The organism is Bacillus sp. HY001 (assembly GCF_007558965.1).
Taxonomy (GTDB): Bacteria; Bacillota; Bacilli; order Bacillales; family Bacillaceae_G; genus Bacillus_A; species Bacillus_A mobilis.
In genome coordinates, this window is sequence record NZ_VLTE01000059.1 from 29,286 (window position 1) to 45,610 (window position 16,325).

At 36.0% G+C, this 16,325-nt stretch carries 16 protein-coding genes; 3 read left to right on the plus strand and 13 right to left on the minus strand.

Going from position 1 to position 16,325, the window contains the following annotated elements:
* Positions 1–17: 17 nt before the first annotated feature.
* The 10 genes from FOT98_RS24205 to FOT98_RS33300 form a co-directional block, all read right to left on the minus strand.
* A complete protein-coding gene (locus FOT98_RS24205; protein WP_063263177.1) occupies positions 18–1,565 on the minus strand; it encodes a glycosyltransferase family 2 protein in 1,548 nt (515 codons plus the stop codon).
* A complete protein-coding gene (locus FOT98_RS24210) occupies positions 1,558–2,523 on the minus strand; it encodes an NAD-dependent epimerase/dehydratase family protein (protein WP_063263178.1) in 966 nt (321 codons plus the stop codon). The genes FOT98_RS24205 and FOT98_RS24210 overlap by 8 nt, the downstream gene beginning before the upstream one ends.
* Positions 2,520–3,764: a nucleotide sugar dehydrogenase gene (locus FOT98_RS24215; protein WP_063263179.1), complete on the minus strand. Its 1,245-nt coding sequence runs from the start codon at positions 3,762–3,764 to the stop codon at positions 2,520–2,522. The genes FOT98_RS24210 and FOT98_RS24215 overlap by 4 nt, the downstream gene beginning before the upstream one ends.
* Entirely contained in the window at positions 3,754–5,334 is a 1,581-nt protein-coding gene (locus FOT98_RS24220) for a glycosyltransferase family 2 protein (protein ID WP_186292137.1), read from the minus strand. The genes FOT98_RS24215 and FOT98_RS24220 overlap by 11 nt, the downstream gene beginning before the upstream one ends.
* Complete coding sequence (locus FOT98_RS24225) at positions 5,315–5,509, minus strand: LSm family protein (protein ID WP_063263180.1); 195 nt, start codon at positions 5,507–5,509, stop codon at positions 5,315–5,317. The genes FOT98_RS24220 and FOT98_RS24225 overlap by 20 nt, the downstream gene beginning before the upstream one ends.
* 16 nt (positions 5,510–5,525) lie before the next feature.
* On the minus strand, positions 5,526–5,927 hold the full coding sequence (locus FOT98_RS24230) for an LSm family protein (protein WP_000335520.1): 402 nt from the start codon (positions 5,925–5,927) through the stop codon (positions 5,526–5,528).
* A gap of 167 nt (positions 5,928–6,094) precedes the next feature.
* Positions 6,095–6,910 carry a hypothetical protein gene (locus FOT98_RS24235; RefSeq protein ID WP_063263181.1) on the minus strand — a complete coding sequence of 272 codons (816 nt, stop codon included), beginning with the start codon at positions 6,908–6,910 and terminating at the stop codon, positions 6,095–6,097.
* 136 nt (positions 6,911–7,046) lie between these two features.
* Positions 7,047–8,288: a serine hydrolase domain-containing protein gene (locus FOT98_RS24245; RefSeq protein ID WP_063263182.1), complete on the minus strand. Its 1,242-nt coding sequence runs from the start codon at positions 8,286–8,288 to the stop codon at positions 7,047–7,049.
* 262 nt (positions 8,289–8,550) lie between these two features.
* Positions 8,551–10,053 carry an N-acetylglucosamine-specific PTS transporter subunit IIBC gene (gene nagE, locus FOT98_RS24250; RefSeq protein WP_063263183.1) on the minus strand — a complete coding sequence of 501 codons (1,503 nt, stop codon included), beginning with the start codon at positions 10,051–10,053 and terminating at the stop codon, positions 8,551–8,553.
* Between the two features lie 141 nt (positions 10,054–10,194).
* Positions 10,195–10,308: a transcriptional regulator gene (locus tag FOT98_RS33300; protein WP_071724377.1), complete on the minus strand. Its 114-nt coding sequence runs from the start codon at positions 10,306–10,308 to the stop codon at positions 10,195–10,197.
* Positions 10,309–10,377: 69 nt separating this feature from the next.
* Here FOT98_RS33300 and glsA point away from each other — a divergent pair, with 69 nt between their 5' ends.
* Positions 10,378–11,307, plus strand: coding sequence for a glutaminase A (glsA, locus tag FOT98_RS24260; protein WP_063263184.1), 930 nt, complete (start codon positions 10,378–10,380; stop codon positions 11,305–11,307).
* A gap of 175 nt (positions 11,308–11,482) precedes the next feature.
* Positions 11,483–11,824, plus strand: coding sequence for a DUF3969 family protein (locus FOT98_RS24265; protein WP_000766602.1), 342 nt, complete (start codon positions 11,483–11,485; stop codon positions 11,822–11,824).
* Positions 11,825–11,946: 122 nt separating this feature from the next.
* On the opposite strand, the gene ytaF is transcribed toward FOT98_RS24265, so the two are convergent.
* Positions 11,947–12,558 carry a sporulation membrane protein YtaF gene (gene ytaF / locus FOT98_RS24270; RefSeq protein WP_063263185.1) on the minus strand — a complete coding sequence of 204 codons (612 nt, stop codon included), beginning with the start codon at positions 12,556–12,558 and terminating at the stop codon, positions 11,947–11,949.
* A gap of 130 nt (positions 12,559–12,688) precedes the next feature.
* On the opposite strand from ytaF, the gene FOT98_RS24275 reads away from it, so the two are divergent.
* Complete coding sequence (locus FOT98_RS24275) at positions 12,689–13,342, plus strand: DUF1232 domain-containing protein (protein ID WP_063263186.1); 654 nt, start codon at positions 12,689–12,691, stop codon at positions 13,340–13,342.
* Between the two features lie 99 nt (positions 13,343–13,441).
* On the opposite strand, the gene FOT98_RS24280 is transcribed toward FOT98_RS24275, so the two are convergent.
* Entirely contained in the window at positions 13,442–14,716 is a 1,275-nt protein-coding gene (locus FOT98_RS24280; protein WP_063263187.1) for an acetylornithine deacetylase, read from the minus strand.
* Between the two features lie 108 nt (positions 14,717–14,824).
* On the minus strand, positions 14,825–16,246 hold the full coding sequence (locus FOT98_RS24285) for an amino acid permease (RefSeq protein ID WP_063263188.1): 1,422 nt from the start codon (positions 16,244–16,246) through the stop codon (positions 14,825–14,827).
* Between the last annotated feature and the right edge of the window lie 79 nt (positions 16,247–16,325).

The following is a 16,325-nucleotide window of genomic DNA, read 5'->3' on the forward strand; positions in this document are numbered from 1 at the left end:
GTACACTTTTTTTGTTACTACTCTAAAACATCTCTTTTTCTATTCCCATCATAGAATCCACCACGACTACCCTCTAATACAATTAATTGCTCGAATCCTTCTATATGATCACCTATAATTCGCAAGACAGCTGGAGGGTGACCTATTTTTGCAAAATGTTCACTGGGACGAATACGGTTCATCCTATCAACCTCTACACGACTTACACATGCAATCTCGAATCCCGACAAAATAGCTTTCACTTGAGCTACACAAGGTGAAAGTAAAGATCTATACCCGATTTCTTTCAAACACTTACGACTAAACGCATTCGGTACAGCGATAAGAGAGCCTACTCCTAGATCTTTTCTATCACAAGCTAAATTTAATGCATATTTAAATGCAGTTACAAGATGAAGCGGTACTCTTAAATCTAAATAATGATTTAGATCATTTAAGGCGACATCCATTCCATCTGCAATAGCTTTTGCGAAAGGATATAATTCCCTAGCTGGAATAACAAAGTCACCGTCTATAAATAATACAATTTCCCCTTTTGCAAAATAAGTTCCAAGTGAACGCCCCACATCATTTCCAAGTGCTTCTTTATATACAATTGTTGTTGCTCCCTTGTCTTTTGCAATCGTTGCCGTTTGATCAGACGAACCATTTACAACAACGATAATTTCAAAAGGTTCAATTTTGCGGAGCTCTTCTATAACGTTTCCAATTGTTTTCTCTTCATCTTGTACAGGAATAATGACCGATAATTGCTTTCCTTTATACAACTTAGATGTGACGCCCCATCCTTGATAAAAATCTTCGAAACTTAAAGTATGATAAACACACTCTCTTTTCCTATTTCCATCATAATACCCTCCGCGCTCATCACTGCCCGCTATTCGCTCCGCTACAGCTTCTATATGGTCACCTATCATCCGTTTTTCAGATTGAGAAAGACCCGTGCCATACGCAGCATGCTCGGTTGGCCGAAATTTATTTGGCGTAATAACATCTATTGCACAATGACGACTAATTCTCCATTTGCTTTGTACTAAGCGTAAATGAGCTACAATAGGATTCACAAAACATTCATATCCAATGCTTTGAACAACTTCTTTCGTCAACGCATGAGGTACAGATAATAAAGAATCAATTTTTAACTCTTCACGCTCTAACATTGCATTTAATATTTGGCGCCATACTGTCACGGAGTGCGGTTTTTGTTTCTTTAAAAATAGTGCGTCCAAATTATTTAAAACGATGTCGGCCTGATCATGTAAAATTGGATTCAGGAATAATTGTAATTTTGAAGTTTGAATAGCAAAATCTCCATCTATAAATAGTAGTACATCACCTATCGCGTGTTTTGCACCGACTGCGCGTCCAACATCGTTCCCGAGTAGCTCTGTATACTCAATTACTTTACACCCTAAACGACTGGCAACCTCTTCTGTACCATCGTTACAACCGTTTGCTACTACAATAATCTCTACTGGATTTAATCCTTTTACCGATTGAATAACGTCTGAAATCGTATCCGCTTCATTACATACAGGTATAATAATTGATAGCGACTTAGCCATTGTTTTCTTCACGAAACCATTTAATAGTTTCTTTCAATCCTTGTTCCCACGTTACTATCGCTTCAAACTGCACAAGTTCTTTTAATTTCGTTACATCTGGTCTTCTATTTGGAATTTCTTCAAAGCCATGTGGATATACCTCTTCGAAAGGAACTTGGACAATCTTTGAAGAAGATTTCGTTAGCTTTTTAATTACTTCTGCTACTTGTTTTATACTCTTTTCATTCTCAGAACCTATATTAATAATCTCACCATTTACCTTCTCATCCATTGCCCGAATCGTTGCCTCTACGGCATCACTTACATACGTAAAGCAACGTGTCTGCTTTCCATCTCCATATACGAGAATGTCTTCTCCTTGCAGAGCCGCACTGATAAATCGTGGGATTACCCCTGCATACGGACCATCTTTCGCTCTTGGACCATAAATATTAAAATAACGAACAATCGTTACAGGTAAACCTTCTAAAGCGTATCCTAAACATAATGTTTCTTCTAATGTTTTACAAATTGCATAACTCCAACGTATTTTAGAAGTCGCCCCGTATAATCGATCCCCCTCTTCAGAGAAGGGCGGCTTTGCTTTACCATATACTTCTGAGGTAGACGCAAAGACTACTTTCTTCTTTTCTTTTAGCGCTGCTTGTAAAATGTTTCTCGTTCCATCAAAATTCGTTTCAATCAGCTCTATACTCTTTTCCATTGTCGTTTTCACACCTAAAATTGCTGCTAAATGAAACACTACATCATGTTGATTTACTAATTCATAAATTGAGCTTTTATCTAAAACGCTTATTGGAATAACCCGAATTTCTTTCATTAACTCATCATGATATTTATTTTTTCCTTTATAGAAGTTATCCACGATTGTGACCCCATAACCTCTTTTCACCAATTCTTCAGCTAGATGCGATCCAATGAATCCTGCTCCACCTGTAATTAAACATTTTTTACTCATACACTCACCTTCTTTACAATTCCACGTGTATCTACTACTCGCTTCATTCCTTTAAAAAGCTTCCAATCGATATTAGAGTGATCAGTTAAAATTAAAATACAACCCGCTTGTTTCATGACTTGTTCATCCAAAGAAACAGATTGGTACACCTTATCTCCAAATTTTGCAGAAGAAATATATGGATCATGATATTCTATCTCATATCCTTCTTCTATTAACAATTCAATAATTGGCAACGCTGGTGATTCTCTTAAGTCATTTACATCTTTCTTATACGCAATTCCTACAATTAAAACTGATGCAGGTGATTGCACCATGCCTTTTACTTTCCGAACTATTTTCTCTGGCATTTCTTCATTAATTACATGTGCCGCCTCAATTAATTGACTAATTGCTCCATTCTTTTTTATTCTCCATTGAAAATATAAAGGGTCTACTGGAATGCAGTGTCCCCCTATCCCTGGCCCTGGCCAATATGGGGTAAATCCAAACGGTTTTGTAGATGCAGCTTCAAGTGCCTCGTAAAAATCAATTCCTAAACTTTCACATAGTGTGTTTAACTCATTTACTAATGAAATATTGACTAGACGCTGAATATTTTCAAATAACTTACACATTTCCGCTACTTTCGGAGAACTAACTGGAACAACTACATCAAATATAGTGCTATATAACTCCTGTACTTTTTGTTTACACTTTTCTGTTTGTCCACTAATAACTTTTGGAATCGTTTGAACGGAATAGTGACTATTAGCCGGATCAATTCTCTCAGGGGAATATCCGATATAGAAATCTTCTCCTACCTTTTTTCCTGTTTGAGAAATAATCGGAATGATAACTTCCTCGAGCGTACCTGGATATGTGGAGCTTTCGAAAATGAAGGTTTGTCCTTTTTGAAGGTGTTGTTGTATATAATGCGAGGCTGAAATGAGGGCACTTAAGTCTGGTTCTCTTTTTTCATTAATTGGAGTCGGAACAGTGACAATAACATAATCACTATTTTGAAAATCAGCAATACCTTGATCCGGTGTATTTACTATTAATTTTTTTTTATCCAATAAACTTTGTAACAATTTAGAAGAAACATCTGGAATATAACTTTCTCCTTTTATAATTGATTCTATTTTTCTAGTATCTTTATCTAATCCAATTACTGTATGTCCTCTCTCTGCAAAATGAACTGCTAAAGGAAGGCCAACATATCCTAATCCGATAATAGCAACTGTACTACTAACATTCATCTGTATTCTCTTCTTCCTTTCTCAATTGTTGAATTATATTTCTATCCCGCTCTCCATCTGTAAAACTCCCGCGTTCATCTGTGGATTGCAATAAATATGCAATTGCCTCAAGTTGGTCACCGAAAATACGGTCAAATGCTGGAATACGTCCATTTACAAATCCATGTTGCTCTGGGCGTACACGATTTGTTTTTATAACATCTACAAACTCTACCGCTGTAATAAAGAATCCCTCCAAAATAGCTTTCATTTGAGCTAGTGGCGGAATGATAAGAGAATCATATCCTATTTTCTCTATTACCTTTTTATGCATAGCATGTGGTACTGCCGTTAATGAGTTATTCCATAAATCTGGTCGTTTCGCTACCAAATTCACAAAATATTTTCCCATGCTAATTGGATCTGCCGGATGAAACATATCTAATAAACACTGTAAATCATTTAATGCCACATCATGCCCATCTTCAATCGCATGTAAAAATGGAATTAATTTTTTTCCCGGAATAACAAAATCACCGTCGACAAATAAACAAATATCGGCCGTGGCATGCATAGCTCCTATCGCTCGGGCCACATTATGTCCGAGTGCTTCCTCAAATTCAATAACGATAACATGCTCTAACTTTGCTTGTTTAATTGTCTCCATATCAGCTCCATTCGCAACCACTATAATTTCATCTACACCTGCTTTTTTTACTTCTTGTATAACAGATCTTATAGTCATTTTTTCTTCTGATACAGGGATAATAGCACTATATTTTGCTTTTTTCTTTTGTAATACAACTGGTTTATACTTTCCTACAAACTCTCTATCCCTAGTTCCTTCCGAAAAACCACCACGCTTACCATAGGTTTCGATTACGTATTGCAAAGCACGTAAATGATCTCCCATAATACGACTAGTCGCTTTCGGATAAGGCGAACCGGGAGATGTACCAGTATGAACAGGACGCACTTTATTTGTATGAATAACATCGACCGAAGCCATATCGACAATATCTACTCCTCTAGACATCGCCATTGCTTGAAACAGTGCTGGATCGGCTAAATTCCACCAACCAAATTTCTGAATAACTTCTCTACTTATTGCATGTGGAATTGCGATTAAAGAACCAACAACAAGCTCTTTTTTATCCAAATAACGATTCAACATAAACTTTCCAACTGTCGTATAATGCGGCCTCATCTTTAAATAAACGGACCATGTTAAATTATTCACAACAATTTGGTGACCTTGCTGAATTCCTTTTATGAAACGTTGCAATTCTTTATTATCAATAACGATGTCACCGTCTAAAAATAAAACAATGTCACCCTTCGCTTCTCTTGCTCCAATCGCCCGTCCAACATCATTGCCAAGAGAATATTTATAATAAATTACTCGGCAATGGTGTTGTAACGCTATTTCTTTTGTCCCATCTGTCGATCCATTATCTACTACGATAATTTCATAAGGTTTCAATTTCTCTACTTCTACTAAAACTTGTGATACAGTACTTGCTTCATTATGCACTGGAATAACAACTGATACTCTCATACTTGTATCACGCTTACCCTTCCAAGCGAACATAAGAAATAATAGGGATACGTACAACTACATCTTCCGGTGGTCCATAAGAAGGCGAAGTACGAACACTTACTGCCCCGTCTGTCACAGATAACAGAATACCTGCAACAATTTCGACCGCTGTCACAACTTGCACTAACTCACCAATATGATTACGCAATTCATCAGTAAATAACATATATAAGTCTCCTTTCTTACGCCTCTTTAATTGATATAATACTTGTAAATGGTAATAAAACTTCTGTTCCTATTCCTTCTTGCAGTGTTAAGAAATCATCACCAACTGCTACAATCACACCCGTTAACTGTCCAACCGTTACAGTAATTTCTACGTTTTTACCCAAATACTGCTCTGCAATTTCTTTAAAAGGTGATGTATTACATTCTTTTAAAATGTTACAAATAATAGATTGAAATCTACTTGATTCAATAAATTCTTCCGTAGCTTGCTTAGAGTTTCTTTGAATAAACCTTGCAAAGTTTTGCGAAAATAAAAGTCGTTCCACAGCAGGTAATAACTTATTATCTAAAAAATAATCCAATTGCCTATTAAACAATCTCGATAACTTTTTCCAATACTTACCGAACAGACACATACACTTCTCCTCCTATTATTTTTAAAGTATACAAAATACATCTATACATCTTAATGTATACAAAGCAGGCTTTTTTTGTGATAGGTAAGACATACATTTTTCAACGAAACAATATGTTCTAAACACAAAAAAAGATAGATGGTATCCCATCTATCTTTATATATATATTAATTTTTAATTGTAATTATGGCAGAGACACTGTAATAAACCGCTCGTGGCAATTCTGCCTGTTCACTTATAGAAGCTGTAACAAGTGAACCACCGCTTGCTGAAAAATACTTAACAGCTTCTAACGGAATACCATCCTCTTTCACATCAATATGCGTTCCATCTCGCCAGTCTATTTTCTGCATTGTTGCTGAAAGGTCCCCAGTCACTTTAGCATATTCTTTACCATCCACCCCTAAAAAAATCCATTCCCACTTTGTTAAACTTAGTACTTGTTTCAATTCTCCAATTTTCTTTCCCTCTACATCGGAAAAAATATAGAAATGGCGTACTCCCATCTTCTTTTGAACACGCAACAATCTTTCTCCCGAGTAATTATATAAATAAAATTGTTGCTTATGTAGTCCCTTAACAAAAAAAGAAAGTACAGCTTGCCATACACGTTGCATAACAAAATCATACTCTTCTTTTAAAAACCCTACTGCACTGCCATCTAACCCAAAGTATGTTATTACTTGAAATATCCCTACCTCTTTGCGAACAACAAATTTTCGTTGCTCTAATAATTCAGAAGCCTCTATATTATAAATTTCCTGCTTAAGCATTTTCGATCTTCTTTTTTCTATAAAGCTATATATTAATAATCCAAATGCTGGTAGTACAACACCTATTAATTTTAGATTTTCTTTCTCCGAAGTGAATAGCATCCCCTTTTTATATTCCATTACTAATCCAATTGCGACAATAATCCATACGATGACAGCTACAAAAAAAATGCGTTTCGCGTTACGTGCGTGATGCTTATGTATACCCATATCCCTCTCCCTTTTCCATTTATCCCGCTATTCGCCGTGCAGTGAGACCCCCACTGATTAAAGTTTCACTTTATTTCATTATCTCATTGCACATACACGTCCTCAATAAAAAAAGACCATCCAAAAGGATAGTCTCTTACACTTCAACATTTCGCAACATCGTGTAAATGTCGTTATTCACTTTACCAAATGATTTAATGTTGTTTTGAATGTTAGATAATAAAACGACATACACACTTCCGTTTTTACTAAATCCATTTAAACAATTCCATCCTGGCATTACACCGTGATTCGAATAACTTCCTGGGTCTACATACCAACCAAATCCGTAATCCTTTTTCACGGCCGTAAACATTTGATCATAACTCTCTTTTGAAATTAACTTTCCAGAGAAGAGTGCTTCATTAAATAAATATAAATCATGTGCACTTGTATATATATCACCACAACCATATAGTTGTGACATACTTGGAATATTAGGTGTTGTCATATTGTTATTTACTATTTTATAACCTGTCGATGGAAACCTTGTTTGCTCTAGCGCTTTGCCGAAACCAGACTGCTTCATACCCGCAGTAGCAAAAATATGTTGTTTAATATACTCATCTAACGGTTGTCCACTTACCTTCTCAGCGATGTAGGCCAGTATCGAATAGTTCGAATCAGAATACTTCCATTTCTCTCCTGGACTCCCAATACGCTTTTGTTTTCCTATTCGTTTTATCAATTCCTCATGAGAAATATCCTCTGTTCCCTGTTCATACTCTGGAATCCCTGATGTATGTGTTAGTAAATGTTTTAACTGAATACCATTACCTTGAGGGAAATCTGGAATATACTTTGCAACCGTATCCTCTACGTTCAACTTATTTTGATCTTTTAATTGCATAATAGCAGTTGCTACAAACGCCTTTGAAATAGATCCAATATAAAAAGTTGTCTCTGAATTATTCGGTACTTGTTTCTCTTTGTTCGCCATACCGTATCCTTTATTCAAAAGAACTTTTCCGTTCTTCACAATAACAGCTGTCCCGCTAAATCCTGCGTTTTGTAAATATTGATCTAATTGAGCGTTTTCATTAATTTCTTGAGGTGGTCCCTCGGCAGGCTTCTCCACAGCTTGCGCTTGCTTCACTTGTTCTTCCTGCTCTTTTTGTTTTTGTGCTTCTTGCTTCTTTTTTTCTTCTTTCTTTTTTAGCTCTTCTTGTTTCTTCATTTCTGCCGCTGCTTTTAAAGTTTCTTCTTTCTTATTATCCGCAACAATTTTTGTATACATGAAATATACAACTGAAAATAGTAAGACGAGAATGATTGTTCTTTTTATGTATACAATCGGCCGACGTGCTTTCCCATTCGCATTAATTTTTTCCTGATCCATGATTGCTTTTTTCCCCTTATTTACCGATAATTTAATTCCACTACACAAGATTCATTTCGGATCTTTTTCATAGATTTTCGACATTCCATTCGACGTCATCCCTACTTTATCACGCACTGCACATATTACCAACCTATATGTATAAAAAAGAAAAAGAAAATTTACAAAAGTAAGATTGCTGTTAAAATTTTAATATAAAAAAGAGGATATCCCCTAAAAGTTGATGTTATCAATCTTTTTGGATATCCTCTTATCTCATTATTTATACGTGTTTTTTCATATCATCGGCAACAGATTCAACATTTGTACCTACGATAACTTGGACACTCGTGTTACTTAATTTCATAACACCTTTTGCACCAGCACGTTTTAATGCTGCTTCGTTTACTTGACCAGCATCTTTCACTTGTAAGCGTAGACGTGTTGCACAGTTATCAATAACTGTTAAGTTTTCTTTTCCACCTAAAGCTGCTACGTAAGTTTCACCAATTGAACCTGCAACTGGAGCTTCTTCACCTTCAGCTAGCTCCTCTTCGTCTTCACGACCAGGAGTTTTTAGGTCGAACTTCTTAATTAAGAAGTAGAATACAACGAAATAAATTACTGCGTAAATTAAACCGACTCCCGCGAGTAATACTGGTTTTGTTGCAATACCGAAGTTTAAGAAGTAATCGATTGCACCGGCACTAAACGTGAAACCATCGTGAATGCCAAGAGTTGTTGTAATGAATAGAGACAGACCTGTTAATACAGCATGAATACCATATAATACTGGTGATAAGAACATGAATGAGAATTCAATTGGTTCTGTAATACCAGTTAAGAATGAAGTTAATGCTAGACCACCTAACATACCTGTAACCATTTTACGTTTTTCTGGCTTAGCAGCTGCAATCATTGCGAAACATGCTGCTGGTAAACCGAACATCATAACTGGGAAGAAACCAGTCATAAACATACCCGCTGTTTTATCTCCTGCAAGGAAGCGAGCAATATCACCATTTACAACATTACCTGCTGCATTTGTAAAGTCACCAAGTACGAACCAGAAGTATGTGTTCATTACATGGTGCAAACCGATTGGAATTAATAGACGGTTTAATAAACCAAATAGACCTGAACCAACTGCCCCTAAATTAACAATTCCATGAGCTAATGCATCGATAGCATTTTGAATTGCTGGCCAAATTTGTGCGAATAGAATTCCTAATAGTAACATCACAACCGATGTAACAATCGGAACGAAACGTTTTCCAGCAAAGAATCCTAACCATTCTGGAAGTTTAATCTTATGGAATTTATTATAAAGAAGTCCTGCTATAACACCGACAATAATACCACCTAAAACTTTCATATCCACTTTAGTCGATAATTCGGCTGCTTTAGATACCTGTGTCATTGTATCTGCAAGCTTAGATGGATCTACATTAGCGCTATTACCTATTAAATCTTGAACTTTGCCTAACTTATCTTGTAATTCTACAGTAGAATATCCCTTACTAAGTGCATCAATACTATTTTTCATAACTAGATAACCAATTGCACCTGCAAGACCTGCCGCACCACTACCATCAACAGACAAACCGATTGCAATACCAATTGCAAAAATAAGTGCTAAATTATCAAAAACTGCTGCACCGGCCTGTGCCATAACAGGAATATTAAATACATCTGGTTGCCCTAAACGAAGCAATAATCCTGCTGCTGGTAGCACTGCGATTGGAAGCATTAATGCTTTACCAATACGTTGTAGAAACTGCAACATTTTAATTCCCCCTATCAAATTTATGAAATCGTTATCATTATAAGTACGCCTTAGAAAACGCTTTCTATTTACATAACCATAATAACATATAGTTGTATAGATGTGTAGTTTTTATTTTCGAATTTTTTATGGATAAATCTCCTATTTCCAAACTGTTATATAAAAGGGAAATTCTCCTTTTTCAATATAGAATACTCGAAACGAAATACCTACTATAGAACATGTAACTTTCGTTTTATCATTCCACTTTTTCATGTTATTATTTATTTCCGAGCATATCGGGAAAAGTAAACTTAGTTAATTCGAAATAGGAGCGTTGGTACTATGCAGTGCATTGAGACAAACAACTTACAACAGTTGTTAGAACAAGTAAAACCATATACGAAAAAAGGAAATCTTGCTACTTATATCCCCGAACTAGGAAATGCAAATCCAGATGATTTAGGGATTGCCATTTTCCATAAAGAAACAGAATACATCCATGCTGGCAACTCACAAACACTATTTACTCTTCAAAGTATTTCAAAAGTAATTACACTTGCGCTTGCCCTTTTAGATCGTGGTGAAGAATATGTATTTTCTAAAGTTGGAATGGAACCAACTGGTGATCCATTTAATTCTATTATTAAGTTAGAAACGACAAGTCCTTCTAAGCCACTTAATCCAATGATTAATGCAGGGGCACTAGCCATTACAAGCATGTTAACAGGAAAAGATAATGAAGAAAAAATGGAGCGTATCCTTCATTTTGTACGTGAAATAACAGATAATCCTACTATTAATTATTCTTCTAAAGTTGCCACTTCAGAATTAGAGACAGCTTACTTAAACCGTTCACTTTGTTACTATATGAAACAAAACGGAATTATCGATTGTGACATCGAAGAACTTATGGATTTATACACTCGTCAATGTGCTGTTGAAGTAAACTGTATCGATTTAGCGCGTATCGGCTTAATTTTTGCGATGGATGGATATGATCCATATAAGAAAAAACAAATTATCCCTAAACATATTACAAAAATCTGTAAAACATTTATGGTTACATGCGGTATGTATAACGAGTCTGGTGAATTTGCGATTCGTGTTGGTATTCCAGCAAAAAGTGGTGTAGCTGGTGGCATTTTCGGCTGCGTAAAAGGAGAAATGGGAATTGGTATTTTCGGACCAGCTTTAGATGCAAACGGAAATAGTATCGCTGGTTTTAAAATTCTTGAACTTCTTTCTGCTCAAGAAGGTTGGAGTATTTTTTAATTCTGAGTTATCCTGCTATACTAGCAGGATTTTTTTATTACATAAAACACTCAACTGTATCAGCTATCCGTCCCCTCACAAAAACCGTACTGAAAGTTTCTCTATATCATGCATATTTGCTCCCCCCTCCTGAATAATATAGTACAACCTAGCGCTATATGTGGAGGTGTGAAAGATGAAACTAATATTTCAAATGGAAAAACAGCCTGTTCTTGAAAAAACAATTCTTCTCTTTATATTGAGTATTGTAGAAAGCTTGAAGTTAAAAGTGGTTTCACTCGATGAAGCTCACCGATACATATTCAATTTAGAAGTACTTGAACTACTCATGGATCGGAACATCGATGATCAAGTGCTTGAACTTATTCATTTCGGAATGGGACTTGAAGACATTCATCACGTGCTTCCTGAAGAACTTGAACATACTATCGAAGAACTAAAGTGGCTCTGTATTCAAGTTTTAAGTGAGTACAGTATGCATGAAGAATCGGAACAATTAATTGAAGATATACGTTAAAAAAGCACCTATGTAGGTGCTTTCATATTTATAAAAACAGTAACATTTCAGTAATTGCGCATCCGATGTCGATATATGCAATTCATTCGAGTATTTCCGAGGAAATGCTCGAACGTTGTATGTTACAATAACTGATCTATCCCAATAAGAATTAATAGCACGCCCGCAATCACAGTAGCCCATTTCCCTAAGTATGCTGCTAAAAATCGTTTTCCTACATACGTAAAACCACTAATACAAATAAAACTAAACACCCCAGAAATACATGCCGTAAGCCACAGATTCAAGTTTGTTACCCCAGCATCAAATCCACCTGCGATATTATTAATAGACAATGCAACGCCTAAAACAATTGCTTCAGAAAAACTAATTGTTTTAGATCCATCAAAATCTGCTTTTTCTGGATCGCGTAAAATTCCAATAAGTACACTATCATCTTTAGAGTCTACGGTCTCTTTTTTACTCAAGAAAGGCTGACATAAAATAAACAGTCCAATTATTCCTAAAACAATTGCCCCAATCAAATTTGCCGTAAACTCTGAAATAAATAATGCGATCCAATTCCCAAAAAATCCAGCCAATAAAGTAAATAAAAATCCAAAAAATGCAATGATAAAATTATTAAACCACGAAATTCGAATTTTACGAATGCCATAAGCAATCCCAACACCTGCATTATCTAAATTAGAAGCAATTCCGATTAAAAAAATTGAAAATAGACCTGCCGTACTCATAAACAGCCACCCCTTTTTCTCACTTTTCCATGCATCTTATGAAAATGTTGAGCAACTGTGCCTGTCTGTTTCATATACATGTAATAAATGCTCAACATTTTTTCAACAATAAAAAAGGAGTGCCTTCACTATGCCTAAAGAAAATCCAAATGAGCGGCTTAGTACATTAATAAAAAAACTTTTAAAAGAGCGTGCCTTATCCATGCGCCAATTAGGAATGCATACAAATATTGATCCCGCAACAATCTCAAGAATTATGAATGGTAAACAACCGCCAAAACAAAAACATATACAAAAATTTGCAGAATGCTTGAAAGTTCCACCCCAACTATTATTTGATGAAATGTATCCTGATTCTCCTCACATTAATAAAGAAAAGACGGATATGTACACATCTCTTGATACCATTCAGCAAACGCTGCAATCCTCTAACTTATTCGATTTCGACTATACAACAACGCGCGTAAAACAAGAACTTGAAAACTATGAACGCTATGCTCAAACAACAGAAGGTGAAAAACGTATTCATGAAAGTTTCGCGAGTAAATTAGAACAAATTGATAGCGCTGGCCCTTTTATTGAACAATTAACAGATATGTATCAACAATTTTGCAATGAGACTATTTCAAATGAGGAACGTGCGGTTCTCGGAGGCGCATTACTGTATTTCATTTTATCAACAGACATTATCCCCGATTATCTCTTTCCAATTGGCTATTTAGATGATGCAATTGCTGTTGAATTAGCGAAAGAGAAATTAATCGAACTAAAACGAAAGACATAGAAAAACAAAGAACTATTTCAGTTGTTTCTGTTCAACTCTGAAATAGTTCACTAAAAAATCGTACAAGTATACATACTTGTACGATTTCCACATACGAATCTATTTTTTTGTATGACACCATTCATATATAAATACTGTTATTACTTTTGTAAATTCAATTAACTGTTCTACTTCAATTTTCTCATTTATTGAATGAGCTTCTTCTAATGTACCTGGTCCGTAAATAACAGCTGGAATATGAAATTCACTAAACCAACCACCATCCGTTACCGTTGCAGACATATCTACAATTGCATGTTTAGATAGAATTGATCCGTGTACTGAGCTAAGAATTTTTACTGCTGCATGTTCACTATCTACTTCTAAAGAAGGGAAAATTTCGCCACGATCCACAATCATTGATTCCCCGCCCCACTTAAATTGTGGTGGATTTTCACTTAACCATGGATCGGCAGCTGCTACTTTCCCAATATACTCTTCAATTTCTTTTATTATTTGTTCATGTGTTTCATTCGGATAGAAGTGCACTGTTATCCATAACCGGCACTCATCCGCAATAAACGCTGCATGCCGTCCGCCTTCAATAACAGCTGGGTTAATTGTTGTTGTTCCAGATGGATAGCCTTCATATGTTTTCATAACTGCCCAATGACGCTCTAATTCTTGTAAACTTTGCACAATTTTCATCATTTTTTCAATCGCACTCGCTCCGAATAAACGTCCGCCAGCATGGATCATTTGCCTGCGTGTTGCATCATGAAATGTTTGAGGGCTTTTCACAGTAATCCATCCAGTAATTACGCCGCCCTGTCCTTGCATATGTAAATCACTCGTATCCACTACGACTGCAAAATCAGCATCATACCCCCTTTTGCAGCATTGAAGTGTACCTGCCTCTCCAACTTCTTCCCCAATCACTGATTGAAAGATTAAATCTCCAGGTAATTCAATGCCAGCTTCTTGTAAAAGCTGAATAGCAAATAGCGCTCCAGCCAGTCCACCTTTCATATCTGCCGCACCACGTCCAACTAACCAACCATCTTTTATAAACGGCTCAAACGGATTGGTTTCCCACGCCTCATCTGCTGACACTTCAGCTACATCCATATGTCCGTTAATAATAAGACTTTTATGTGTGTCACTTTCTATCCCTTTTTTCACCCCAACAACGTTCGGGTCATTCGGATATACATCCCATTTATCAACACTAAAATTTCGTTTTCTTAGAAAATCCGCAACAAATTCTTGTGCCTCATTTGTGTTTCTCGCCGGCGGTGCTGGTGTTTCAAAACGGATTAGATTCTTTGTAAGCTCTAGTAACTCATCTTTTCGTAAATCAATCTGTTCTAATAGCTGTGAAACTTCTTGATTCATCGCTAATTCCCCTTTGCATACATAGTATGTTTCCAGGTTTATTGTCACAAAAAAAGAGACTGTTTACAATTTTACAGTCTCTTTTTTCAGTATAAGTTTCTAATATATTTATAAACCTTCTGCTTCTGTTGTATTTACTTTTTCAACATGTTCTATTTTGCTTTCCTTATTTTTTGTCGCACGGTAAAACAGTAAACAAACAATCATAAATGGAATTCCACAATATAACGCCATTCTTTGCTCTGGGATAAAAGCCATAGCAACTATAACTGTTACATTTAATGTTAATGCAAGGAGTGGTACGAATGGATATAGCGGGGTTTTAAATTTCAAGTCCTTCACATCCCCGCCCTGCTTAATATATGACCTTCTAGCTAATAAGTTAGATAGAGCAATAGATGCCCAAACTAATATTGCCCCAAATCCGGCAATAGAAAGTAGCCATAAATAAACTGTATCTTCCGCATAAATACCTGATAGTAATGAGAGACAACCTACAATTGTACTTACAATCAATGCATAAATAGGAACACCATTTTTAGATAACTTACCGAAAATTGGACTAATCATTCCTTGATTAGACATAGACCATAGCATACGAGAAGTTGCATATAACCCTGAATTCGCAACAGATAGAACTGCTGTAATAATAACGAAATTTATAATATCAGCCGCATAAGGAATACCAATTTTATCAAATACAACTACGAATGGACTTTCTATTACTCCCGCTTGCTGCCAAGGGAATAGTCCTGCAAGAATAAAAATAGATAATACAAAGAACACCAGTATACGCCAAACTGTATTATTAATTGCCTTCGGAATCGTTTTTTCTGGAGTTTCACTCTCTCCAGCCGCAATACCAACTAGTTCCGTGCCTTGGAAAGAAAAATTAACTGCAATCATCGTAATTAAAATAGCTGATAATCCATTTGGGAATAAACCACCATAATCAGTAAAGCTGGAGAACATCGGTGCTGGTTCATTTCCTTTCATATCTAGAAAACCAAACATCGCTGCCCCGCCCAAAATAATAAATGCAATAATTGTAATGACTTTAATACTTGCAAACCAAAATTCAACTTCTGCAAAACTTCTTGAAGATAATGCATTGATAGCAAAGAGAAGCACCGCAAATGCTACACACCAAATCCATGACGGTACATCAGGAAACCATCGTTTCATTAAAATACTAACTGCAATCAGTTCAATACCTATCGTAGCAGACCAGTTTAGCCACGACATCCATCCGACTACATAACCCGCTGCAGGGGAAATGTGCTTTGTAGCATACGTTTGATAAGATCCTGCGTCGGGCATCGCAACAGCTAACTCTCCAAGACAGAGCATCGTTAAATACATAACAAATCCTCCAACAAGATACGCTACAATCGCTCCTCCAGGCCCAGCTTCATGAATTGTATACCCAGATCCTAAAAAAAGACCGGTACCAATAACTCCTCCAAGTGCAATCATAAATATGTGCCTGCTTTTCAATTCCCGTTTTAACCCTTGGTTTTGATCCATCATATAAATCCCCCCTTTTCCCTTTGGAAACCCACTCCATGTAAGCGTTTTTAAAATCATTCATATTAAAAATAATTATTGA

Coding starts and splice junctions, on each gene's coding strand:
- FOT98_RS24205 (WP_063263177.1), bottom strand. CDS start 1,565: ATGGCTAAGTCGCTATCAATTATTATACCTGTATGTAATGAAGCGGAT.
- FOT98_RS24210 (WP_063263178.1), bottom strand. CDS start 2,523: ATGAGTAAAAAATGTTTAATTACAGGTGGAGCAGGATTCATTGGATCG.
- FOT98_RS24215 (WP_063263179.1), bottom strand. CDS start 3,764: ATGAATGTTAGTAGTACAGTTGCTATTATCGGATTAGGATATGTTGGC.
- FOT98_RS24220 (WP_186292137.1), bottom strand. CDS start 5,334: ATGTTCGCTTGGAAGGGTAAGCGTGATACAAGTATGAGAGTATCAGTT.
- FOT98_RS24225 (WP_063263180.1), bottom strand. CDS start 5,509: ATGTTATTTACTGATGAATTGCGTAATCATATTGGTGAGTTAGTGCAA.
- FOT98_RS24230 (WP_000335520.1), bottom strand. CDS start 5,927: ATGTGTCTGTTCGGTAAGTATTGGAAAAAGTTATCGAGATTGTTTAAT.
- FOT98_RS24235 (WP_063263181.1), bottom strand. CDS start 6,910: ATGGGTATACATAAGCATCACGCACGTAACGCGAAACGCATTTTTTTT.
- FOT98_RS24245 (WP_063263182.1), bottom strand. CDS start 8,288: ATGGATCAGGAAAAAATTAATGCGAATGGGAAAGCACGTCGGCCGATT.
- nagE (WP_063263183.1), bottom strand. CDS start 10,053: ATGTTGCAGTTTCTACAACGTATTGGTAAAGCATTAATGCTTCCAATC.
- FOT98_RS33300 (WP_071724377.1), bottom strand. CDS start 10,308: ATGAAAAAGTGGAATGATAAAACGAAAGTTACATGTTCTATAGTAGGT.
- glsA (WP_063263184.1), top strand. CDS start 10,378: ATGCAGTGCATTGAGACAAACAACTTACAACAGTTGTTAGAACAAGTA.
- FOT98_RS24265 (WP_000766602.1), top strand. CDS start 11,483: ATGAAACTAATATTTCAAATGGAAAAACAGCCTGTTCTTGAAAAAACA.
- ytaF (WP_063263185.1), bottom strand. CDS start 12,558: ATGAGTACGGCAGGTCTATTTTCAATTTTTTTAATCGGAATTGCTTCT.
- FOT98_RS24275 (WP_063263186.1), top strand. CDS start 12,689: ATGCCTAAAGAAAATCCAAATGAGCGGCTTAGTACATTAATAAAAAAA.
- FOT98_RS24280 (WP_063263187.1), bottom strand. CDS start 14,716: ATGAATCAAGAAGTTTCACAGCTATTAGAACAGATTGATTTACGAAAA.
- FOT98_RS24285 (WP_063263188.1), bottom strand. CDS start 16,246: ATGATGGATCAAAACCAAGGGTTAAAACGGGAATTGAAAAGCAGGCAC.